General features: G+C 28.8%; 25 protein-coding genes. 20 read left to right on the plus strand and 5 right to left on the minus strand.

The window, feature by feature from the left end:
- Positions 1 to 247: 247 nt before the first annotated feature.
- The 7 genes from KGF36_RS13190 (at position 248) to KGF36_RS13220 (ending at position 7,244) form a co-directional block, all read left to right on the plus strand.
- Positions 248 to 1,084, plus strand: coding sequence for a PRD domain-containing protein (locus tag KGF36_RS13190; protein ID WP_227829625.1), 837 nt, complete (start codon positions 248 to 250; stop codon positions 1,082 to 1,084).
- 434 nt (positions 1,085 to 1,518) lie between these two features.
- Positions 1,519 to 3,096 carry a PTS transporter subunit EIIC gene (locus tag KGF36_RS13195; RefSeq protein ID WP_227829624.1) on the plus strand — a complete coding sequence of 526 codons (1,578 nt, stop codon included), beginning with the start codon at positions 1,519 to 1,521 and terminating at the stop codon, positions 3,094 to 3,096.
- A complete protein-coding gene (locus tag KGF36_RS13200; RefSeq protein WP_227829623.1) occupies positions 3,089 to 4,270 on the plus strand; it encodes a MalY/PatB family protein in 1,182 nt (393 codons plus the stop codon). Before KGF36_RS13195 ends, KGF36_RS13200 begins: the two co-directional genes overlap by 8 nt.
- A 19-nt stretch (positions 4,271 to 4,289) precedes the next feature.
- Complete coding sequence (locus KGF36_RS13205) at positions 4,290 to 4,889, plus strand: KpsF/GutQ family sugar-phosphate isomerase (protein ID WP_227829622.1); 600 nt, start codon at positions 4,290 to 4,292, stop codon at positions 4,887 to 4,889.
- Between the two features lie 23 nt (positions 4,890 to 4,912).
- Positions 4,913 to 5,383, plus strand: a complete 471-nt coding sequence (locus KGF36_RS13210) for a PTS glucose transporter subunit IIA (protein ID WP_227829621.1) — start codon at positions 4,913 to 4,915, stop codon at positions 5,381 to 5,383.
- 369 nt (positions 5,384 to 5,752) lie between these two features.
- On the plus strand, positions 5,753 to 6,499 hold the full coding sequence (locus tag KGF36_RS13215; RefSeq protein ID WP_227829620.1) for a DUF2087 domain-containing protein: 747 nt from the start codon (positions 5,753 to 5,755) through the stop codon (positions 6,497 to 6,499).
- 67 nt (positions 6,500 to 6,566) lie between these two features.
- Positions 6,567 to 7,244 (plus strand): epoxyqueuosine reductase, encoded by a 678-nt coding sequence (locus tag KGF36_RS13220; RefSeq protein ID WP_227829619.1) that lies wholly within the window; start codon positions 6,567 to 6,569, stop codon positions 7,242 to 7,244.
- 222 nt (positions 7,245 to 7,466) lie between these two features.
- On the opposite strand, the gene KGF36_RS13225 is transcribed toward KGF36_RS13220, so the two are convergent.
- Positions 7,467 to 8,762, minus strand: a complete 1,296-nt coding sequence (locus KGF36_RS13225) for an MATE family efflux transporter (protein ID WP_227829618.1) — start codon at positions 8,760 to 8,762, stop codon at positions 7,467 to 7,469.
- Between the two features lie 2 nt (positions 8,763 to 8,764).
- Positions 8,765 to 9,211, minus strand: a complete 447-nt coding sequence (locus KGF36_RS13230) for a MarR family transcriptional regulator (protein ID WP_227829617.1) — start codon at positions 9,209 to 9,211, stop codon at positions 8,765 to 8,767.
- Positions 9,212 to 9,370: 159 nt separating this feature from the next.
- Between KGF36_RS13230 and KGF36_RS20500 the strand changes: the two genes are divergently transcribed.
- The 5 genes from KGF36_RS20500 to KGF36_RS20510 all read left to right on the plus strand — a co-directional run bounded on the left by KGF36_RS20500 (position 9,371) and on the right by KGF36_RS20510 (position 13,340).
- Positions 9,371 to 9,553 carry a transposase gene (locus KGF36_RS20500; protein WP_227829616.1) on the plus strand — a complete coding sequence of 61 codons (183 nt, stop codon included), beginning with the start codon at positions 9,371 to 9,373 and terminating at the stop codon, positions 9,551 to 9,553.
- On the plus strand, positions 9,525 to 11,099 hold the full coding sequence (locus KGF36_RS13240; RefSeq protein ID WP_227829615.1) for a ClC family H(+)/Cl(-) exchange transporter: 1,575 nt from the start codon (positions 9,525 to 9,527) through the stop codon (positions 11,097 to 11,099). The genes KGF36_RS20500 and KGF36_RS13240 overlap by 29 nt, the downstream gene beginning before the upstream one ends.
- Before the next feature lie 118 nt (positions 11,100 to 11,217).
- The gene (locus KGF36_RS13245; RefSeq protein ID WP_227829614.1) at positions 11,218 to 12,168 is read left to right on the plus strand and encodes a DUF1848 domain-containing protein; all 951 of its coding nucleotides are present in this window, start codon (positions 11,218 to 11,220) and stop codon (positions 12,166 to 12,168) included.
- Between the two features lie 224 nt (positions 12,169 to 12,392).
- Positions 12,393 to 12,914, plus strand: coding sequence for a hypothetical protein (locus KGF36_RS20505; protein WP_413841279.1), 522 nt, complete (start codon positions 12,393 to 12,395; stop codon positions 12,912 to 12,914).
- Positions 12,915 to 12,926: 12 nt separating this feature from the next.
- Positions 12,927 to 13,340: a hypothetical protein gene (locus KGF36_RS20510; RefSeq protein WP_413841277.1), complete on the plus strand. Its 414-nt coding sequence runs from the start codon at positions 12,927 to 12,929 to the stop codon at positions 13,338 to 13,340.
- Positions 13,341 to 13,399: 59 nt separating this feature from the next.
- Here KGF36_RS20510 and KGF36_RS13255 read toward each other — a convergent pair whose 3' ends face one another.
- Positions 13,400 to 13,795, minus strand: a complete 396-nt coding sequence (locus KGF36_RS13255; RefSeq protein ID WP_227829613.1) for a MerR family transcriptional regulator — start codon at positions 13,793 to 13,795, stop codon at positions 13,400 to 13,402.
- Between the two features lie 118 nt (positions 13,796 to 13,913).
- Between KGF36_RS13255 and KGF36_RS13260 the strand changes: the two genes are divergently transcribed.
- From KGF36_RS13260 to KGF36_RS13295, 8 genes are all read left to right on the plus strand, one after another.
- Entirely contained in the window at positions 13,914 to 14,774 is an 861-nt protein-coding gene (locus tag KGF36_RS13260; RefSeq protein ID WP_227829612.1) for an aldo/keto reductase, read from the plus strand.
- A gap of 22 nt (positions 14,775 to 14,796) precedes the next feature.
- A complete protein-coding gene (locus tag KGF36_RS13265; RefSeq protein ID WP_227829611.1) occupies positions 14,797 to 15,423 on the plus strand; it encodes a flavodoxin in 627 nt (208 codons plus the stop codon).
- A gap of 18 nt (positions 15,424 to 15,441) precedes the next feature.
- A complete protein-coding gene (locus tag KGF36_RS13270) occupies positions 15,442 to 15,588 on the plus strand; it encodes a hypothetical protein (protein WP_227829610.1) in 147 nt (48 codons plus the stop codon).
- 371 nt (positions 15,589 to 15,959) lie between these two features.
- On the plus strand, positions 15,960 to 16,292 hold the full coding sequence (locus KGF36_RS13275; protein ID WP_227829609.1) for a winged helix-turn-helix transcriptional regulator: 333 nt from the start codon (positions 15,960 to 15,962) through the stop codon (positions 16,290 to 16,292).
- 125 nt (positions 16,293 to 16,417) lie between these two features.
- Positions 16,418 to 17,716, plus strand: coding sequence for a cytochrome c biogenesis protein/redoxin (locus tag KGF36_RS13280; protein WP_227829608.1), 1,299 nt, complete (start codon positions 16,418 to 16,420; stop codon positions 17,714 to 17,716).
- A 92-nt stretch (positions 17,717 to 17,808) separates the two neighbouring features.
- Entirely contained in the window at positions 17,809 to 19,191 is a 1,383-nt protein-coding gene (locus KGF36_RS13285; protein ID WP_227829607.1) for a dihydrolipoyl dehydrogenase family protein, read from the plus strand.
- A gap of 236 nt (positions 19,192 to 19,427) precedes the next feature.
- Positions 19,428 to 20,141 (plus strand): DUF434 domain-containing protein, encoded by a 714-nt coding sequence (locus tag KGF36_RS13290; RefSeq protein WP_227829606.1) that lies wholly within the window; start codon positions 19,428 to 19,430, stop codon positions 20,139 to 20,141.
- A gap of 81 nt (positions 20,142 to 20,222) precedes the next feature.
- The gene (locus KGF36_RS13295) at positions 20,223 to 21,092 is read left to right on the plus strand and encodes a L,D-transpeptidase family protein (protein ID WP_227829605.1); all 870 of its coding nucleotides are present in this window, start codon (positions 20,223 to 20,225) and stop codon (positions 21,090 to 21,092) included.
- Between the two features lie 148 nt (positions 21,093 to 21,240).
- Here KGF36_RS13295 and KGF36_RS13300 read toward each other — a convergent pair whose 3' ends face one another.
- Positions 21,241 to 22,386, minus strand: a complete 1,146-nt coding sequence (locus KGF36_RS13300; RefSeq protein WP_227842843.1) for an iron-containing alcohol dehydrogenase — start codon at positions 22,384 to 22,386, stop codon at positions 21,241 to 21,243.
- Positions 22,387 to 22,648: 262 nt separating this feature from the next.
- Positions 22,649 to 23,425, minus strand: coding sequence for an IclR family transcriptional regulator (locus KGF36_RS13305; protein ID WP_227829603.1), 777 nt, complete (start codon positions 23,423 to 23,425; stop codon positions 22,649 to 22,651).
- Between the last annotated feature and the right edge of the window lie 247 nt (positions 23,426 to 23,672).

Raw genomic sequence — 23,672 nt, forward strand, 5'->3', positions numbered from 1 at the left:
ATTGGAATAAAAAATATTGAATAACTTTAAAGAATTGAATATAGATATAAAACATTTAAATATATTTAAATGAAAAAAATACAAAAAACGACAATTTGGTTTCGGCTAGTTAAAATGTTTTGTAATTGTAGTATTATAGGGTAAAATGCAAAATATATGCGAAAGTAAAATTTTAAATATTGACATTAAATTAAATATAATATACTATGTAAGTGTGATGGAACATTTTTTTCAGAGGGGATTTATAGTGAATATAAAAAAAATATTTAATAACAATGTAGTAGTAAGCTCCCTAGAAGATGGCACAGAGATAATTGTAACTGGTGCTGGAGTTGGATTCAAGAAAAAAGTAGGAGATTTGATAGATGAAAGTTTGATTTCTAAGAAATATTTTGTTCAAGATAATCAAAAAGACAAATACAATCAAATACTTAATAAAACCTCAATTGAATATTTTAAAATTTCAGATGAAATTATAGGAAAAGCTAATGAAGTTTTAAATACTCAAGTAAATGATTCAATAATATTGGCTTTAACTAGTCATATAGAATTCGCTGTCCAAAGAGAAAAACAGGGTATAAAATTACCTAATTTGATACTGAATGAAACAAAACAACTTTATAGAGAAGAATTTGAATTTGGATTATGGGCAATTGATGAAATTGAAAAAAAGATAGGAATAAGGTTGCCTGAAGATGAAGCAGGATATATTGCTATTCATATAATCAATGGATTAGAAAATTCTCAAAAAGATGAAGGTATTAATATACTAGAGTTTTCAAAACAAGTTGTTCAGATAATAGAAGAAGTACATGGATTTAAATTAGATGTAAATTCACTGAACTACTCTAGGCTTATAACTCACTTAAAGTTTTTCGTTCAAAGAATTTTAAGAAAAGAAACTTACAAAGATAGTGATGTTGAAGATATGTATAAACTAGTAAATAAAAACTATAATAAACCTAAAGTATGTACTGAAGAAATTGCAGCATTGGTATTAGACAGATTTGAATATAAAATTAGTAAAGAAGAAGAATTATATCTAATGATTCATATAAATAAAATAACAAACAGTGGTTGTTAGGATTGTAACTGATAAAGCAGGCAAAACCTAAGTCATTGAACTTAATTTTAGTTAAGTTTTTTGATTTAGGCTTTTTTATTGAATACAGACAGTGACTTTTAGGATTGTAACTGGTTAAGCAGGCAAAACCTAAATCATTGAACTTAATTATTAGATTAAGTTTTTTGATTTAGGTTTTTTTATTAAATAAACACAATGGCTTTTAGGATTGTAACTGGTTAAGCAGGCAAAACCTAAATCATTGAACTTAGTTATTAGATTAAGTTTTTTGATTTAGGCTTTTTTATTAAATATAGACAATGGCTTTTAGGGTTGTAACTGGTTGAGCAGGCAAAACCTAAATCATTGAACTTAGTTATTAGATTAAGTTTTTTGATTTAGGTTTTTCTATAAATTAGATTATGTTTTTTATATAAAAATAGGAGGGTGAAAATATGAAAAAAAATAAGTTAGGTCTATGGAATTTCTTCCAAATGTTAGGAAAAACGTTTATGTTCCCAATAGCACTACTTAGTGTTTCTGGTATGATGCTAGGTCTTGGGGCTGGTTTTACAGACCCTAAGATGATTGCAATGGTTCCATTTCTAGGAAATGAATATGTTAATATGATTTTAAATTTTATGTTAACAATAGGATTATTTGCATTTAATAACTTGGGGGCATTATTTGCAATGGCAATTCCACTAGGATTATTAAAAAAAGAAAAAGAGTTTGGTGCATTTTCAGGTTTAGTAGGATTTATAGCAATGCATATAGGTACAAATTTTTATTTAACAAGAGCTGATTTATTAGTAGCAGCAGACCAAATGTCAACTAATGGTCAAGCTATGATTATGGGTATACAGACATATAACACAAGTGTTTTAGGTGGTATTATAGCAGGTTTAATTGTTTATGCAATGTATGATAAAGTTAGTAATTTGAAAATACCAGAATCATTAGGATTCTACAGTGGACCAAGATTAGTTCCAATTGTTAGTTTAATAGTTATGAGTATCGTTGGTTTATTAATACCTATTGTTTGGCCACCATTTTTCAATGCGTTCCAAAGTTTAGGAAGATGGATTTCTTCAGCAGGGCCATTAGGATATTTCTCATATGCAGTAGCTGAAAGGGTTACAATACCATTTGGATTAAACCACCTTGTAACATCTGTATTCCGTTTTACACCAATAGGTGGAACTGCTGTTATTGATGGAGAAACATACTTTGGAACATTGAACATGTTTATGGCATATGTGGAGAATAATCAGATTATACCTCTTGATTTAGCTGGTAAAATGGAGCAAGGGAAATTAATGATTCAATATGGTTTAGCTGGGGCAGCATTAGCTATCTATCGTACAGCAAAACCAGAAAATAGAAAAGCACTTAAAGGACTTCTAATATCAGGAGTGTTGACAGTTATTATAGGTGGTATAAGTGAACCAATAGAGTTTTTATTCTTATTTATCTCACCAGCATTATTTGCTTTCCATACATTTATGAATGGTTTAGCAAACATGGTACTTCCATACTTGGGTGTATTGATGGGATTCACAGGAGATTTAATAGCATTTATAAGTTTTGGAGTATTGAGAGGAACAGCTACAGGATGGCCAATAGCAGTATTAGTAGCAGCTTTATACTTTGCAATATATTACTTTGTATTTAAATGGGCAATTCTTAAATTTAATATAAAAACTCCAGGACGTGAAGATAAAGAAATAAAAGTTTCTGAAGGGAATGGTTCAGATTTTAAAAATCTATCTACATACAAAGGTCAGCAAATGATAGCAGCACTAGGAGGGCAATCTAACATATTATCATTAGACAATTGTGTAACTAGATTACGTTTAAAATTACAAGATGTATCACTAATAAATGAAGATGCAATTAAAGAAGCTGGTGGTATAGCTGTTGTTAAATTAGATGAACATACAATTCAAGTAATTATAGGTACTCAAGTGTACTCTTTAAGAAAGCAAATGGATAAGGCGATGGAAGGTCATTTGGAGGCATATAATGATTAACTTTGATAAAAAAGTAAACCGATTGGGTACATATTGTACCCAATGGGATTATGTAGAAGATAGATTTGGAAAAAAAGGATTACTTCCTTTTACAATATCAGATATGGATTTGGAATTTCCAAATGAGATAACAGAAGTATTGAAAGAAAGATTAAATCATAGAGTATTAGGATATAGCAGATGGAAGCACGATGATTTTAGAGATTCTATCAGAAATTGGTACTCTAAGAGATTTAATTGTAGTATTGATAGCAATTGGATATATTACAGTCCAAGTGTAATGTATTTAATTAGTAAACTCATTGAAATTTTTAGTGATGAAGGTGATGAAGTATTAATAAATACTCCTGCGTATAATGCTTTTTATGAAGTAATAGGAAATAACAATCGCAATATTATAAAATCTCCCCTTATAAATAAGGATGGATTTTACTCTATTGATTTTGAGGATTTTGAGAAAAAATGTAAAGATTCTAAGATATTTATTTTATGCAATCCTCATAATCCAACAGGTAGAGTGTGGAGTGAATTAGAGCTTATTAAGATGGTAAGGATTTGTAAGGAGAATAATGTAAAAATAATATCAGATGATATACATATGGATATTGTATATGATAATAAAATGACACCTGTTTTAAATGTGGCAGACAATTATTTAGAGTCTATATTTATTTGTACATCAGCATCTAAGTCTTTTAATATACCAGCATTGACTGGGTCATATGTCATTATACCAAATGAAGAGACAAGAACTAAGTTTGAAAATATAACTAGATATCGTGATTTTGTAAATTCACCAGCTATACTAGCTATTTTGGGGACAATGACTTGTTATAATGACTGTGAATATTGGCTAGATGAGTTATTGAAATACCTTAAAGAGAATCTTCAATATACAATTAACTATATAGAAAATAATTTAAATCCATTAAAATTGGTTATGCCAGAAGGCTGTTACTTTGCTTGGATTGATTTCTCTGAGCTTAAAATAAGCAGTGAAAAATTCCAAAATCTATTAATAGATATTGGTGAAGTTGCTATTATGGCAGGCAAGGTATATGGAGAAGAAAGTGAGTTTTATTTAAGGTTAAATGTTGCATGTTCAAGAGAAAAACTTGAAGATGGCTTAAATAGAATTAAAAAAACTATAGATTATATTACAGAAAATATTTAATATAGAAGGGGAGATGATTATGAACTATTTAAAAACAATGGTTGATGTTATGACTACTGAAATGAATGCTATAAAGTGTTTAATAGATGAAGCAGGTATTGAATATGAAAATATAGTTAATGAAATTGCAAACTGTAAAGGTAAAGTGATTTTTATGGGTGTAGGTAAATCTGCACATATAGGTAAAAAATTGGCAGCTACATTTGCAAGTACTGGTACACCAAGTTTTTTTGTACATGCAACAGAAGCAGTACATGGAGATTTAGGAATGATTGAAAGTCAAGATATTACAATTTTAATCTCAAATAGTGGAAATTCTATGGAAGTTGTAAATTGTATAAAATACGTTAAAGCAATAGGTTCTAAAACGATTGCTTTTACTTCAAATAGAAATTCAGTATTGGCAAAAGAATGCGATTATGCTTTAATATATCCTGCAAAGGATGAAGCTGACCACTTAAATTTAGCACCAACAACATCATCTACAATTACTTTGGTTTTAGGAGATTCTATTGCATGTGCATTATCTAAAAACAGTAATTTTGACTCAGCTGATTTTTATAAATATCATCCAGGAGGAAGTCTAGGTGAAAAACTAAAGGCAGCTAATAATGGTTAAAAGTAAAAAGGAGAGTATATTTTATGTTTAAAATGTTTAAGAAAAAATCAATAAAATCACCAATATCAGGAAAGGTAATAGAGTTATCTAAAATACCAGATGCTGTATTTTCTCAAAAACTTATGGGCGAAGGTGTAGCTATAGATTCTACAGGTGATATTGTTTATGCTCCAGCTAATGGTAAGGTGGCAGTTGTAGCAGAAACTAAACATGCATTTGTTATAGAACTAGAAAATGGAATGGAACTTCTTATTCATGTTGGTTTAGATACTGTAAACTTAAAAGGTGAAGGATTTGAAGCATTAGTAAGTGTAGGAGACCAAGTAAAAGAGGGGGCACCAATGTTAAAATTTGACCGTTCATTAATTGAATCAAATGGTATCTCACTTATTACTCCAGTTACAATAACTAATCATTCAGAGTACAATATGAATACATATAATGTAGGTAATAGTGTAGAGGGTGGAAAAGATACTGTAATTGAGTTTAAATAAAAAGTATAAAATAAAAGATTACTGTCTATAAACTTATGTTGTACAATGTAAATTTAATATAAAGTTGTACTATATAAATTTAATATAAATATGTTAGATAAAAAGGGATTTGCTTGATTCTAAATTGAGTAGTTCCTTTTATTTTTTTGTAATTAGTTTTGTACGTTTATATTTAGATAGAAAAATACCTAATTATAAATAGTAATTGTTCAAATAGAGATTTAAATATATTGTTTGGAGATACATTGTAATTTAAAAGTTAGACACACATGATTTATATAAACTTAAAATAGAAATGTTGACAATAATAATAAACTTTAGTATGATATGTTTATTAAAAAGATAAACTATATGATGGAGGTGAATAATATGAAGATTGAAAATCTTTCTATTAAAGATATCAAAAAAGGTTATGTATTCAATGCAGACTTAAATTGCTATAGTTGCATTATTTGTGGAAAAACATATGAAGTAGGAGAAATATACCGAGTTGGTGACAGATTTTTTGAAGCATCAAGAGCTATTGAATTGCATACAAAATTAAAACATGGTGACTATTTGGAACAATTAGTCAATAATGATTCAAAGTACAATACATTAACTGATAATCAAAAACAATTATTTAAATTATTTATTAGTGATTTATCAGATAAAGAAATTGCAAAAGAGCTTGGAGTATCTACCTCTACAATACGTCATCAAAAATTTATGTTTAGAGAAAAAGCAAAACAAGCTAAGCTATACTTGGCTTTATATGAATCTGTATTTGAAGATAAATCTAATAGAGATAGTACTATAATACCAATCCACGAACATGCCAAAATGGTAGATGAGAGATATGTAGTAACTGAAGAAGAAAGAAAACACATTTTAGAAACATCATTTGAAAGTATGAACCCTCTAAAATTAAAAGTTTTTTCATCAAAAGAAAAGAAAAAAGTTGTTATTTTGTCTAAAATTTTAGAACAATTTGAGCAAGGAAAGCAATATTCAGAAAAAGAAGTTAATCAAATTTTAGAGTCTATATATTATGATTTTGCAACGATTAGAAGATATTTAATTGAATATGGTTTTATGAGTAGAAATAAAGAGTGTACAAAGTATTGGTTAACATAATAAAACGCCAGAATCTATTAGTATATAAAGCTATTTCTTACTTGATTAACTGTGAAAGGAGTCAAAAATGAATGATGAGTTGAAATCTATTTTGTACAACGAATGTGTAGACATTATTCGTTTTGTTGATATATCTGAATTTCCAATAAATCAAACACGAGGTTTTTCTAAGGCAATTTTATTTTGTATAGGATTGTCAAAGAAGTTTATTAAAGATATATACAATAATTTACCTACAGACAGTGATGAGTTTTTGGAAAAAGAGGAAAAGATGGAAAAACTAGCTGATTGGATTTCTGAATATCTTCAAACAAAAGGTTATAGTGCTTATGCTCAATCAGAAAAAAATAATATAGAACATAGATACATTGAAAGAGGATATATTGACCCTAAGATGCAATCAGGTATTAGCCTTTTACCACACAAGACAATAGCTAATATTAGTGGTATTGGATTCATGGGAAAAAATAATTTATTTATCACTGAGGAATTTGGATGTGCTTTTAGTATGTGTACAGTACTTACAGATGCACCAATTTCTGTTGAAAAGCATCCTTTGATTGATTCAAAATGTGGTGATTGCAATGTTTGTGTAGAAAAATGCCCTGCAAAAGCTATACATGGAAATGCTTGGACTCATCAAGGGGGAAGAGAGTCTATAATTGATATTTCTAAATGTTTTTGTGTTTTAAAATGTATGGTGAATTGCCCATGGTCATTGAAATATGCAAATCAAAAATTATAATATAGATATGAGCTAGACATTTTTATTGTTTTTTAGCTTTCTTAAAAAAATAAATTTATAGGGTGCTTAATAATTGCACCCTTTGTAAAATTTAATATGAATAAACACAATAACTGAGGTAATTGTCAATAACAGCATAAGCTAGAAGAGCAAATAAAAGCTTAATAATAAAATCTAAAAACGATAAGGATATTTTTAAATAATTTTCAATAAAATATTTGCCTATAATGTGTCTAATCTAGCATATTTTTTTAATAGAATGAAACCAACTACTGCAAGACAAGCTTGTGTCAAAGGTACAGAAATCCATACACCATTTAATCCCAGTATGTTTGGTAAAATCAAAGCAACTAGAGCAGTAAGTAGTAAAGGCTCTCCATAAATTAAAATATATGCTAACAGATTCTTTCTGACTGCATAAAAGAATGATGTTGTAATACGTAAAAATGCTATAAATAAAAATCCTGAAATAAAAATTGGAAGTACACTAGAAATGCTTTGTGCTACTATGTCTGATACTCCAAAGAAGTTTGGTATTTTATCTTTAAGAAGATAAATTACAATCATACAAACAATTGAAGTTGTAAATGCTGTGATATAGGCCATTTTTCTAACTTCATTTACAGACTTTAAATTATTTGCACCATAATAATTTCCAATCAATGGTTGACATCCATCACCAATACCTTGTAAAAGTAATTGAATAATACAAATTATATAACTTACAACTGCGTAACAAGCAGCAGCTTGTGCACCACCATATGAAAGAGCACCTTTATTTAGAATTATAATGACTATATTTGGAGAAAGTGTTAATCCAAATGGAGAAACAGCAACTTCGATTATTTTTTTAAAGAAGTATGGCATAGGTTTAAATATAGCAAATCCAAATAACTTCTTTTTAATAGTCAAAAATAAAATACAAGGAAGTAGAGTAACCATTTGACCAATGACTGTGGCTATTGCAGCTCCTAATAATCCATATGAATATACTGAAACAAACAACCAATCCAAAACTACATTTGTTAAGAAGCCTGCAATCATAGAAGACATTGCCACTAATGAACCATTATAATTTCTAATAATTGGGATAAGACCTGTACCAATAATTTGGAATGTTGCTCCGTAAATAATAATTTTTATGTAAGATATTGCATGATTTAAGATTTCTCCCTCAGCTCCAAATATTCTTAAAATTGATTGAGAAGTCAAACCTAATATTATTGTGGAAATTATACAAGCCACAAGCAATATAAAAATAGTATTTCCAAGATATTTATTTTCATCTTCATCACCTCTACCAAGACATATAGCAATTTGAATTGCTCCACCCATACCAATTCCTGTCCCAATTGCCTGAATTAATGCAGTCAGTGGATAGGCAATATTGATTGCAGCAAGTCCTGCATCTCCGATATTTCTACCCACAAACCATCCATCTACAATGGCATAAACACCTGAAAAAGCAAAAGCTAACATAGAGGGTAGTACATTTTTTAAGAATTGTTTCTTTACCATAGTTATTTTTTAGTCTCCATTTCTTTTTTGAATAGTTCTAAAAATAGAGCATTGTTTTTTGTCATTGATTCTCTATTTGTTTGCCCCATTTTGTGCATGACAGATTCCTCAAGCTTAAGCAAATCTTGAAGAACATCTTGTGCATAAATTTTTCCTATTGGAGTTAGGTGAATGATTTTATTACGTCTATCATTCTCATTAACCAATAGTTCAATATAACCTTTATCTTTAAAATTTTTTAGTACAGAGTTTATAGTTTGCTTTGGCATAAGCCATTCGTCACATATAATTTTTTGGGTGCAATTTTCTTGATTTTCCCATATTGCATATAGTGCAAATAGTGAATGTACACTCATGTTATATGATTTGGCCCATTCGTCGTACAGATTGTTTAGACCAAGCCAATAGGCGTAATATTCTTTAATATGTTTTTTTATATTATCTTTCATGGTATTTTTCCTCCGTAATATTAGTCTGATTTAGGACTAATATTATCATGGTTTTTTATTAAAGTCAAGAGTAAAGTAAAAATAAAATAATATGTCCTTCTTTATTTTTCCAAAGATGTATTGTATTATTGATTCAGTGGTAAATACGATGAAATTAAGTTGGATAACAATAGTCATTCAGTATTTAAATTACATTATAAGTTGGTTATGTGTATCAAATATAGAAGAAAAGTAATAGATGATTTTGTTCGAAATGAACTAAAAAATATATTTATTCATATTGAACTAAATTATGGAGTGGAGGAGAAAGATTATGAAAAAAGATACATCTCATGTAATTAAGCGGGCCGAGCGATTTCAAGTTATTTTGATTGGCGAAGGGCTTCTTGTAGGTGCTATAGCTGGTTTGATTGTACTTTTATATAGGATACTTTTGGGGCAGGCTGGTACTTGGCTCAACCAAATATTAAATTTTGTAAAAGGTTCAACTGTGAAAATAGCAGTCTGGTTTGCAGTGCTTGCACTGCTTGCGTGGATTGTATCAAAGCTAGTAAATTGGGAGCCAATGATTTCAGGGAGTGGTATTCCTCAGCTAGAAGGAGAGATGACAGGTAAAATCAAGCAAGTATGGTGGCGTGTGTTGCCAGCCAAATTTGTTGGAGGATTCTTATCGCTTATGGGTGGTCTTGCCTTGGGAAGAGAAGGACCTTCTATCCAGCTTGGTGCTATGGTAGGAAAGGGTATTTCCAGAGCTCTTGATAGAGGAAAAACAGAGGAAAAGTTCTTGCTCACTTGTGGGGCAAGTGCAGGATTATCAGCAGCCTTCCATGCACCACTGGCAGGAGTCATGTTTTCACTGGAAGAAGTACATAAAAACTTTTCAGTGTCTGTTTTGATTTCTGTGATGACAGCATCTCTAACAGCTGATTATATATCAGCTAATTTTCTAGGCGTGGAATCAGTATTCCAGTTTGACATTGGAAATGTGTTACCACAGAGTTATTATTGGTTGATACTGATTCTAGGTGTTGTGCTTGGAGTTATGGGGGCATTTTATAATTGGTTTACCTTATTTATTCAGTCTCTATATAAAAAGATTCCCAAAATAGGTACATTTGGAAAAATATTGATTCCATTTTTGATGGCTGGTATTTTGGGGCTTTTGATGCCTGAAGTGCTGGGAAGTGGGCATAATCTGGTGGAAGCACTGACAAGCCATGAATATCTGCTGGGAATGGTAGCTTTGATTTTTGTCATCCGTTTTGTATTTTCGGCTGTCAGTTTTGGGTCTGGTGCGCCAGGAGGAATATTTTTTCCACTACTTGTTTTAGGAGCCTTTATTGGGGGAATGTTCGGAATGGTAGGTGTACAGTTTTTTGGAATGAACCTAGACTATGTCAATAATTTTGTACTTCTGGCTATGGCAGGGTATTTTACTGCCATTGTACGTGCGCCTTTGACTGGAATTATATTGATTTTTGAAATGACAGGTTCTGTTAGTCAGATGCTTTCCCTATCCGTTATTTCAATTGTAGCATATATTGTGGCTACACTTCTGAAATCTAAGCCGATTTATGAAAGTCTTCTGGAGAGATTACTTGAGAACAATGGAGAACCTGTTCATAGAGAGAGGGGAGAGAAAATACTAGATCAGTTTTCTGTTATGTTTGGTTCTCCTGTTGCCAACAAAGCAATTCAGGATATTCAATGGCCAGAAAATTGTCTTTTGGTAGCCATTCAAAGAGGAGGAGAAGAAATTATTCCAAAAGGAAAAACAATTCTCAAGGCAAGTGATATAATTGTGACCATGACAGATGAGAGAGACAGTGGCGTTGTGTATGATAAAATGGAAAAACTCTGTAAAGAAAATACATCATATATTGTCTAGCATAATAGGATGTAAAAAGCATGTTATTGTGTTAAGAAAAATTAGTAAATAATGTGTGTAGAATGTGTTCTGGACAATTCTAAGAGTGACAACAACTATACTTTTGGGAGGCTAAATTATGATAGTAAGTGTAAGTAGAAGAACTGATATACCTGCTTTTTATAGTAAGTGGTTTTTTAACAGACTTAAAGAGGGTTTTGTGTATGTTGTTAATCCGATGAATTCAAAACAAGTCAGTAAGATAGAGTTAAATCCGCATACTGTTGATTGCTTTGTATTTTGGACAAAAGATGCAACTCCAATGATATGTGATTTGAATAAATTAAAAGACTACAAATATTATTTTCACTATACTATAACTCCATATGGTAAAGATGTAGAAACACGAATTTTGGATAAAAAGAAGATAATAGAGTCATTTAAAGAATTGTCTAGAAGCATAGGAAAAGAAAGAGTAATTTTGAGATATGACCCAATTTTTCTAAGTGAAAAGTATAACTTAGATTATCATATAAAAGCATTTGATAGATTATGTAGTCAACTTAATGGATTTACAGAAAAATGTATAATAAGTTTTATAGATTTATACAAGAAAACAAAATTTAATACAAAATCATTACATATAAAACCTATACAAATTAAAGAAATAGAAATGTTGTCGAAGGAATTTTTTAGAATATCTCATAAGTATAATATAACACTTGAAATATGCTGTGATGAATATAATTTAAGTAAGTTTGGCATTGGAAACAGTAAGTGTATTGATGATAAGTTAATATCAAAGATTATAGGTAGTGAAGTGAAAGTCAAAAAGGATGATACACAAAGGGACATTTGTGGATGTATTAAGAGTGTTGACATAGGACAGTACAATACTTGTAGACATTATTGTTTATATTGTTATGCTAATTTTAATTATACACAAGTAGAAAAAAATTGTAGACTCTATAATGAAGAGAATAGAGTACTTGTGGGTGCTATAAGAGAAGATGCAAAAATAACTGTTAGAGATATGAAGACTATTAAAATAGATAAAGACAATAATAATCAGATTAGTATATTTGATTAAAAGTAAACATAAAATGGTGACTATTTTAATATGTAAAAAAATATAGAAAAAAGTAAATGTAAAATAAATACTATTTGAATGTGTTAAAAAATATAGAAAATTGTAATAGTAAAATAAGTATAAATAGATATTTTCTATAAGATAGGAATCACTACAATATGTCAATTTGACCAAAATTTTGATATATTGAAAATATAGATAGATTGGTGAAAAGGAGGTATATTTTGAATTTATTAAAGAAATATCCTATACCTATTGCAAGTTTGATTCTATCAATATTTGCTCTAGGCAACTTATTACAATCCTATAGTGAATCATTACATAATGTAATTGGATTTATAGGATTTACTTTATATGCAATTTATATAGTTAAAATAATATTGCTTAGAAAAAGTGTAAAAGAACAACTAGGAAATCCCTTAGTTTTAAGTACATTTCCAACTATAACAATGGCTACAATGATATTTGCTACATATGTAAAACCTTTATCTCCAGAATTAGGTATTGTAATTTGGGGTATAGGAATTGTGGGACATATGGTATTAGTAGTATTGTTTAGTAAGAAGTTTTTAGTTAATTTTTCAATAAAGACAGTATTTCCATCTTGGTATATAGTTTATGTTGGAGTAGTTACAGCTAGTGTTACAGCACCAGTATTTAATCAACTTTTAATTGGTAAAATTGCTTTTTGGATGGGGTTTATATATTATATAGTTCTTATACCAATAGTTTTAAAGAGAGTATGAATAATCAAGGAGATGCCTGAACCATCTTTACCGACTTTAGCCATATTAGTCGCACCAGCCTCATTATTATTGTCTGGTTACATCAATTCTTTTTTAAATAAAAATAGTGTTATATTATACTTATTATTTGTATTGTCAATTGTATTTTACATTGTAGTTTTGGGATACTTACCAAAATTATTAAGATTACCTTTTTATCCAAGCTTTGCTGCATTTACATTTCCTATGGCAATAAGCGCAACTAGTATAAAATTAATGAATGGTTATCTAGTCAAATCTGGAAGTTCTGTAAGTTGGATTGCATATGCGTCAAAATTAGAAGAAATAATAGCTACTATTATAGTTTTATATGTGTTGATTTTGTTTCTTGTACTCGATAATCAAGAGGATGAAGGATTGATATGTGAACCCTTTTTCTTATGGTAAAAAGCGTCACAGATTTCACAGTTTGAATTGACGCTCCATAAAGATAGTAATTGGTTAATTTATCTCACATTTATTAGGTTGCTTGTATATTTTATTTTATTATTTATAATATCATTATAAAATTGCTGTTTTTTATCAATATATTCTATACTATCATTTAATTTCTGCAACTGTCTAAATAACATATCTTTCTTAGCTTCTAATATTTTTTTCCTTTCTGGAATTGAGGACTGACCCATTAAGCATAATGATACATAATGTTTCATTTCTTTGATACTCATGCCACAGTTTTTTAAGCATGATAAACTTTTTATCCATTCTATATCTCTTTCATCAAAAGTCCTATAATTACGGCTATCTCTTTTGACATTGGGAATAAGTCCCTCATTACAATAAAATTTTAATGTTTCATAAGTTAGATTGGTTTGTTTACATACTTCTTTCATAGAATACATAAGAGTTCCTCCAAACATATTTGAATTTTTTTAAAATTAGGTATTGACCGGTAGTAACAACCGGCTTGTATAATTCTATTGTATCCCAAAAATGTACAATGTCAAGGAGGAATAAATAATGGAATATGTTGAATTAAGTAATGGCGTGAAAATACCAAAATTAGGTTTTGGAGTATTTCAGATAACAAAAGAGGAATGTGAAAAGTGCGTGTTAGAGGCAATCAGTGTTGGTTATAGACATATTGATACCGCTCAATCTTATTTTAATGAAGAAGAAGTAGGAAATGCAATCAGCAAATGTGGTCTGAAAAGAGAAGAATTATTCATTACTACAAAAGTATGGATTGATAATTATGGTTACGAGAAAACGAAGCAGTCCATTTTACAATCTATGAGAAAGATGAAAGTAGACTATATAGATTTAGTCTTATTGCACCAACCATTCAGTGATTATTATGGTGCTTATCATGCACTAGAAGATTTATACGAAGCTGGAAAAATCAGAGCAATAGGCGTTAGTAACTTCTCGCCAGATAGGTTAGCGGACATAGCGTCTTTTAACAAGATTGCACCACATGTAAATCAAGTTGAAACAAACCCATTTAACCAACAAGTAAAAGCACAAGAAAACATGATAAAAAGAAGTGTACAAATAGAAGCATGGGCACCATTTGGAGAAGGAAAAAGCAATATGTTTCAGAATCCTGTTTTAAAAGAAATTGCTGATAAACATGATAAATCCATTGCACAAGTTATTTTAAGGTGGCTTATGCAAAGAGATATTGTCGCATTAGCTAAATCCACTCATATCGAACGTATGAAAGAGAATTTTGAAATCTTTGATTTTCAGCTTTCAGATGAGGATATGTGTAAGGTCGCTATGTTAGATACAAACACAAGTTTATTTTTCAATCATCAGACACCAGAAACAGTTGATATGTTTGTAAATATGATTGAAGAACGAAAAGGAAAAATATAAAAATTACAAGGAAGAGAAGAGAATGAAAAAAATAGTTACGATTTTTCTAGGTTTAATGCTTATGTTTATTATGACAGCCTGTGGAACATCTGATTCAGGAAAAACATTAGTAGTTTATTTCTCCATGCCAGAAACTACTGAACCTAAAAATATGACAGAAGATGAAGCAAATAGTACAGTTGTCATTGATGGCGAAGTAATAGGAAATACTCAATATGTAGCAAATGTCATTCAAGAAAGTACAGAAGCAGATATATTTCGCATAGAACCTAAAACACAATATCCGACTGAACACGATGTTCTGGTGGAAGTGGCAAAAAAAGAGCAATCTAATAACGCAAGACCAGAACTAAAAAATCATATCGACGATATAAGCCAATATAACACAATCTTTATTGGTTATCCTACTTGGTGGAGCGATATACCAATGATTTTATACTCATTTTTAGACGAGTACGACTTTTCTGGAAAAACGATTATTCCTTTCAATACTCATGGTGGTAGTGGATTTGCAGATACTATAAATACAATTTCTGAGCTTGAACCTAAAGCAACAGTTTTAAAAGATGGATTTACCGTTTCTAGAAATGATGTTGAAGAAGCAAAGAACGATATTGTATCATGGTTGAATGGTTTAAAGTTAGAGTAGATAAAGGAGAAAATCTTTATGAAGGTGTTCATGGATAATAAGATTCAAAAATCAATTGTTGAAAAATCTGTGAACAGAGAGTTAGAGATAATATCTTTACTAGAAAATTATCTTGTATCAGCATGTTATCTTTCTTACTATTATAAAGATAAGTTTATCATTTAAAAATCTGGCAGATAAATATCTGTCAGATTTTTTAATTTGTATAAATTTGGGTAAATACGAAGATATGGGTTTGATATTATATATAAAAATTATTAAAACAGGATAAAGAACTTAGATAAAGAATTACTATATAAGAACTAAATTTATTTAATATAATTAACTTTAATTTTATATAGTTACAAATATGTAGTTACAAAAAAGTACCCAATTGTGATGTATTTATAAAACTGATATAGTAATTATATAAAAACTTAGAAATATTTTAAAACCAAAATATATATATTAAAAACCTTAAATTAGTAAATATCAACACATTTATAAATGAAATAAAAGCATGTCTTAATAATTAATAAAAAGAAAGAGGAGATAAAATGTACAATATAGATGATATGATATATGACTGTCCAGTAGAGGCATTATCAAGTATATTAGGTAAAAAATGGGTGGCTATAATAATATGGGAGTTACAAAAAGATAAAAAAAGATTTGGCGAATTACAAAGAATTATTCCAGAATGTAGTAAGAAAATGTTAACTCAACAATTAGATTTTTTAATTGAGCAAGGAATTATAATCAACAAAAAAAAGTCAGTTAATAATATTGTAGAATCAACATATTTTTTAAGTGAGTCAGGATTACTATTACTTCCTGTTATGGAAAAGATGATTATGTGGAGCAATAAGAATTTAAATTGTGATAAATAAGTTTTTAAATTTGCTTTTAAATTTACAGTGACTTAATTAAGCTATGAGTGAATATAAAAGTAAAAACAAAAAAGTACATAACTTTTTGTTTTAATAGTGGAAATAGGATAAGGAGGAATTTTAATTTGGAAAATGTAAATTTATTTGTAGTATTTATAGAAGGAATACTATCGTTTTTTTCACCATGTATATTACCAATACTACCTATTTATCTAAGTATACTGTCCAATAGTAGTGTGGAAAATTTAAAAGAGGGAAAAACGAATTTTATAAGAAGTTCTCTATTTAAAAATACTATCTTATTTACTCTAGGAATTTCGACAACCTTTTTTATACTAGGGTCATCAGTAAGAGTATTGAGTATGTTTTTTAATGAGAATAAAGATTTAATAATGTTTATAGGTGGGATTATAATTATTATCATGGGATTGTTTTACATGGGAATAATTAAATCTTCAATACTAAATAGAGAAAAAAGATTGAATGTAAAGTTTAAAGAAATGAAAGCAATAACAGCGTATTTACTTGGATTTACATTTAGTTTTGGGTGGACTCCTTGTATTGGACCAATATTAGCATCTGTATTAGTAATGGTTTCTAGTTCAACTAATCATTTGAATGCAAATCTTTTAATAGTAGTATATACTATTGGATTTATTTTGCCATTTATAATTACAGCTATGTTCTATAGTAAGCTATTTAAGACTATCGATAAAATAAAATCTAATATGGAAATTATTAAAAAGATAGGTGGGGCTATACTTATAATATCAGGAATATTAATGATGATAAATGGATTTGAAAGTGTGAGCAAGCACTTTAATATTCCACAAAAAAATAAAGTTGAAAATAATCAAAGTGTGAATCAAGGAGAGAATAAACAAGAAAATTCTAATGACAATACACAAGGGGAGTCTAGCAACAAAGACAATCAAAAAGAATCTAATGATGAAAATAGTGATAACGGCTCTAATGATGAAGAAAGAATAAAATCCATTGATTTTACTTTAACTGACCAATATGGTAAAACACACAAATTAAGTGATTATGAAGGTAAGGTTGTGTTCTTAAATTTTTGGGCTACATGGTGCCCTCCATGTAAAGAGGAAATGCCTCATATAGAGCAGTTGTATAAAGATTATAAGAAAAATAATGAAGAGGTAGTAATTTTAGGTGTAGCATCACCAAATTTAGGAAGAGAAGGTTCAAGAGAACATGTAATTAGCTTTTTAAAAGATGAAGGATATACTTTTCCTGTTGCACTTGATGAAGATGGAGAACTAGCATATCAATATGGAATTAATGCTTTTCCAACTACATTTATAATTGATAAAGAAGGATATGTAACTCAGTACATTCCAGGAGCAATGAATAAAGAGACCATGAAGTCTTTTATTGAAACTCAGAAAAATAAAAAGTATTAAATATAAGGTTACAAAAAAGTACCTAATTGTATCACCTAGAAAACCTTGTTATAGTAAGTGTATAAATAACGAAGGAAAGGGTTGAAAATTATATGAAAAAAACATTTGATGCAATAATAATAGGATTTGGAAAAGGCGGAAAAACATTAGCAGGAGATTTGGCTAATAGAGGATTAAAAGTAGCTTTAGTAGAAAAATCAAATAAAATGTATGGAGGAACATGTATAAATGTAGCATGTATCCCAACTAAAAGCTTAGAAAATTCAGCAAACAATATAAGAAATATAAACTCCTGGAGTGATGCACAAATCGAATATGAAAAAGCTATAGATAAAAAAGAAATTTTAATTACAAAGCTGAGAGAAGCTAACTATAATAAGTTAAATTCAAATGATAATGTAACTATATTTACAGGAATGGGTACTTTTATTGATGAAAATACAGTAGAAGTAAAAACTGAAAATGAAGTTTATGAATTAGTATCAGATAAGATATTTATCAATACTGGCTCAAAATCATTTATACCTAATATTAAAGGTATCGAAAATAATAAAATAGTATATAATAGTGAATCTCTTATGAATTTGAGAACTCTACCTAAAAAAATGACAATTATAGGTGCTGGGTTTATAGGTTTAGAATTTGCAGGTATCTATAGTTCATTTGGAACAGAAGTCACAATATTAAATTCAAATAATGGAATTTTACCAAATGAAGATATTGAGGATTCAGAAGAAATAATAAAATTACTTGAAAAGAGAAATGTAAAAATTATAAATAATACAAAGGTAAAAGAGATTAAGGAAGTTTCTAATTTAGCTACAGTAGAATATGAGATAAATAGTGAATTAAAGGAAATAACAAGTGATATAATACTTGTAGCTACAGGTAGAAAGGCAAATACTGAAGGTTTAGGACTTGAAAATGCAGGTATAGAATTAAATGAAAGAGGATTTATTAAAGTATCAGATACCCTTAAGACTAATAAAGAACACATATGGGCTATAGGAGATATAAATGGAGGACCTCAATTTACTTATATATCACTAGATGACTATCGTATAATAATCAATCAATTATTTGGAAATAAGACTAGAACAACTAGTAATAGAAAAAATATACCAAATGCTATATTTATAAGTCCAGCATTTTCAAGAGTTGGTCTTAATGTTAAACAAGCAAAGGAAAAAGGATATGATGTATTAGTAGCAAAGATACCAGTTGATGCAATTCCAAGAGCTAAACAAATTGGAAAGACAGATGGATTTATAAAAATCGTAATAGATAAAAATTCCAATAAGATACTTGGTGCTAGCATGATATGTGAAGATTCTAGTGAGATTATACATTTAATTCAGTTAGCAGTAGATTTAGAAGTAGAATACACATATTTAAGAGACCGTGTTTATGCACATCCAACTATGACAGAGGCTCTTAATGATGTTTTATCTCCTAATATGATAAAGGAAGTATAGAATAAGTCTAATATATAAATAAAGCCTAAAATTATCATTATAAATAAATTTTAAAGAAAGGATACTATGAGAATTTACTAATAGTATCCTTTTTTTACATTATAAAGTATAAATATAGTGTGAAAGTTATTATTTTGTATTATAAGAGAGCATTAAAAGGTATAATCTAAATATTGAGTAATATAAATGAATAAGATAATATTAGCAAACTTAATATCAAGGTGGTGAAATATTCTATGAATAAAATATCTAAAAGGGGATTTGATGAGAGTGACAAACATTGGTTTTCAAGGAAAGAACTTATAAGACTTGTAAAGGCCCAAGAAGAAATAGAATGGTTAATAAATAGAGATTATAAAATAGACCCTGTTGCAACTTTTGTGGGAGATAGATATCAGTTTTCAATAAGACAAAGAGATGCACTGAAGAGAGCAGTATGTACTGATGAAAAAAATAGAATAAGACAATCAAAGATACTTTCTTTAGATAAAATAAATGAAGGAATTATATACATAGATGGTTTTAATTTGATAATAGCTCTAGAAGTAGCATTATCTGGAGGAACTCTAGTCATAGGAAGAGATGGAAATATAAGAGATTTAGCAGGTCTTAGAGGAACATATAAAATTATAGATAAAACAGAAGAAGCTTTAAACTTAATAGGAAGGTTTTTTAACAAATATAAAGCTCCAAAAATTAAATTTTACTTAGATGCACCAGTTTCTAATTCTGGAAATCTAAGGTATAAGATATTAGAACATGCCAAGGAATGGAAAATTGAAACAGAAGTAGAATTAGTAAAAAATGCAGATGTTATATTAGAAAAACTTGATAGAGTAGTTAGTAGTGATGCTGTTATAGTTGATAAATGTATAAGTTATTTTAATGTAGCTAGAAGTATAATTGAAGAATACATTAAAGATTGTAATATTGTAAATTTAAATGGATAATAACCTTTAATTATACAGAGTAAGTTTAAAAATAGAAGAACGAATACATATCGAATTTCATAAAGTATTGTAAAAAGACATATGAGAGGATGGGTATGTGTGAAGCTATTTAAAATAAACATTAAAAAGTACAGAGCACCTATATATAAATATGCTTTAGTAAATGTAAACTTGAGGTCTGCGAAATCTACAAGTTCAAGTATTATAACTGTAATACCTCAAGGTTCTAAATTAGAGGTGTTAGATGAAGAAGACGATTGGATTAAAGTAATTTATAATTTTCAAGAAGGGTATGTATACAAGGATTTAATATCAGTAAGTGAATATGCTTGGAGTAATTTAAATTTAAGAGAAGATAAGTCTACAACTTCTAATATAATTACAGTAATTCCTGAAAAGTCTAGGGTCGAAGTTCTACAGGTAGATGGTGATTGGAGTAAAGTTGTATATGATGATAAAACAGGATATGTTTTTAATTATTTCTTGTCAAATGATGGAAATAAACCTAATGAATTAGACTATAAGTATTTTTATACTGATATGACTAAATTTGTTAATGAAAATAATATTAAAAGTACTAGTGACTATCTAATTACCACAGACCTTAAAAATAAATACACTTATATTTTTAAGAAAGATAATGGTGGCTGGGGGCAATTATATAAATGGGAATGTACTATAGGTAAACCTGAAACTCCAACGATAACAGGTATTTTTTATATAAGTGGTAGAAAACCTTCTTTTGGGACTGATGAGTATTCAGTTAAGTATGCCACTCGTATTAAAGGAGGGTATTATTATCATTCTGTGTTATATAATTCAACTGGAAGTTATATAATAGATGCTAGACTTGGTGAAGCTCTTAGTCATGGATGTATAAGACTAAGTACAGAAAATGCTAAGTGGATATATGATAATATACCTGACACGACAACAGTTATAATTCATTAAAAATATTATTTATTAGTTTCAAGGAGTTTAAAATAAAATAAAATTAAAGATAAGAATTTAAATAATAAGAGAGTGTCAATAATTAAATAAAAATATTTTGAGACACTCCCTTATAAATATACATAATTAATTTATAAGTATTATTATACTAAGAGATTTTCTTAAATAATTCTATAATTTTGTCTTTATCAAAGAAAACAGGATTGGCTCCAGCACAAGCATCTTTCATAGAATTTTCAGCAAGCAACTCAAAATTAGGATTATCAACACCAACATCTTTTAAAGATTTTGGTATTCCTACCTCTTCTGAAAGAGCCTTTATTTTATCTATTACAAAATCAACACATTCTTTATCTGATTTGTCATGTATATTCATTCCAATAATTTCAGCTATTGGACGGAATTTAGAAGGTGCAGATTTAGCATTTTCTTCTTCAACTATTGGTAGTAACATAGCATTACATACTCCATGAGGTAAATCATATAAACCTCCTAATTGATGAGCCATGGCATGGACATTTCCAAGACCTGCATTACTAAATGCAATTCCATTTAAAAAACAAGCATAACACATTTGTTCTCTAGCATCTATATCATTCCCATCTTTAACAGCTCTAGGAAGATATTCAAATATCTGTTTTATAGAATATAGTGCAGTTGAATCTGTAACATCATAAGCTCCATTAGCCACTACAGCTTCTATAGCATGAGTAAGTGCATCCATACCAGTGGCTGCTGTTAAGTTAGCTGGCTTACTAATCATTAATTCTGGGTCATTTACTGTCATTGTAGCTAGTGCATTTGTATCAACCATTATCATTTTTACATGTCTATCTTCATCTGTTATAACATAATTTATTGTAACTTCAGCTGATGTACCAGCAGTAGTAGTTATTGCAACTATAGGAAGACATTTTTTGGAAGTTTTATTTACACCTTCATAATCTCTAATGTCTCCTCCATTGGTAGCTAATATAGAAATAGCTTTGCCACAATCTTGTGGAGAACCACCTCCTATAGTTATAACAAAGTCGCAATTTTCTGATTTTAGTATTTTAAGACCATTGTTAACATTAGTTACAGTTGGATTTGGTTTAACTTCATCATAAACAGCAAAGGTTACACCTATTTGAGATAACATATCTGTTACTTTTTTTACAGTACCATTTGAAGTTAGAAATTTATCGCTAACGATAAATGCTTTTTTAGTGCCTAAAGATTTAATAGAATCTTTAGCTTCACTAAGACACCCTTTTCCAAGTAAGTTTATTGGTGGTACATAATAGATACTCATAGTTAAAATCTCCTTTTTTGAATTAATTTTTATGTAAAATATACATACCTATAATAGTCTTATACTAATTCACATATTATATATTGGTTTTGAGGTTAAAATACATATTGCGAGTTTTTATATAAGAACTAAGTTCGTAATTACGATTATGATTAGAATTTAACATAGTATTTTTATCATGTCAATAAAAATATTAAAAATAAAAAAGAGCATAAAAAAACAAAGTTACTGTAATTAAGTCAGCAACTTTGTTTTTATCAATCTAATTTATTATAATATCTTCATTACGTTCTTCCATCATAGATTGAATGTTTTTTTGTGCATTTAAAAGTAATTTTTTTATCAGTTCTATTTTTTCTTCACTAGACCTAAAAAGTGGAAGTGTTACACTAACAGCGGCTCTTATACATCCATTTTTTCTTATTGGTACAGCAAGGCATTTTAGATATTCCATTGATTCTTCACATTCTGAAGCTATTTGAGTTTCACGAACTTCAAGAAGCTGGTCATATAAAATATCAAAGTCAGTAATTGATTTTTTTGTAAATCCTTTTAACCCATCTGGATATAAACTTATTAGTTTTTCCTTATCAAAATCACATAAAAGTGCTTTTCCAAGACCTGTACAATTAGCAGGTATCTTTTTACCAACATAAGAAATAAGTCTAATTGGCTCTGGAGAGTCAACTTTTCCAATATAAAGAACTTCGTTATTGTCAAGTATACCAAGTTGACAAGTTTCAGAACAAGAATTAACTATATTAGTCATTTCGTCAATTATGTAGTTAAAAATAGTTCTTTTTTCAAAAAACGAAGACCCTAATGTGTAAGAACGTATACCTATGGAATATTTAGACGTATTTTTATCAATAGTAATGTATTTTCTAGCATTAAGTGTATGAACTATAGGAAAGATACTACTTTTTGGAGCATTGATAGCATCTGCTATTTCTGTAAGAGTATATCCATTCTCAGATTCAGCTAATGCTTCTAAAATATCTAATATCCTAGCTGTTGGGCGATGATTATCTGAAGTCATAAATTTCCCCCTATCTTTGTTAATTTAAAGTGTTAGAATATGTTGATTTTAGCATAATGTATGATAATTTACAATGTAGAAATAAAATATATGACTGTATATACAAATAAGCTTTAATTGTAAATATTTGTATATGATTTTTTTTATGAAAATTTATATTGAAAACTTGAAATAATTTCCAAAATATACCTGAAGAAAGTACACTGTGTTTAGCTATATAATTTAAGATAAGACAATAATAACCGTA

The sequence above is a fragment of the Clostridioides sp. ZZV14-6009 genome, assembly GCF_020658095.1.
Classification (GTDB): Bacteria; Bacillota; Clostridia; order Peptostreptococcales; family Peptostreptococcaceae; genus Clostridioides.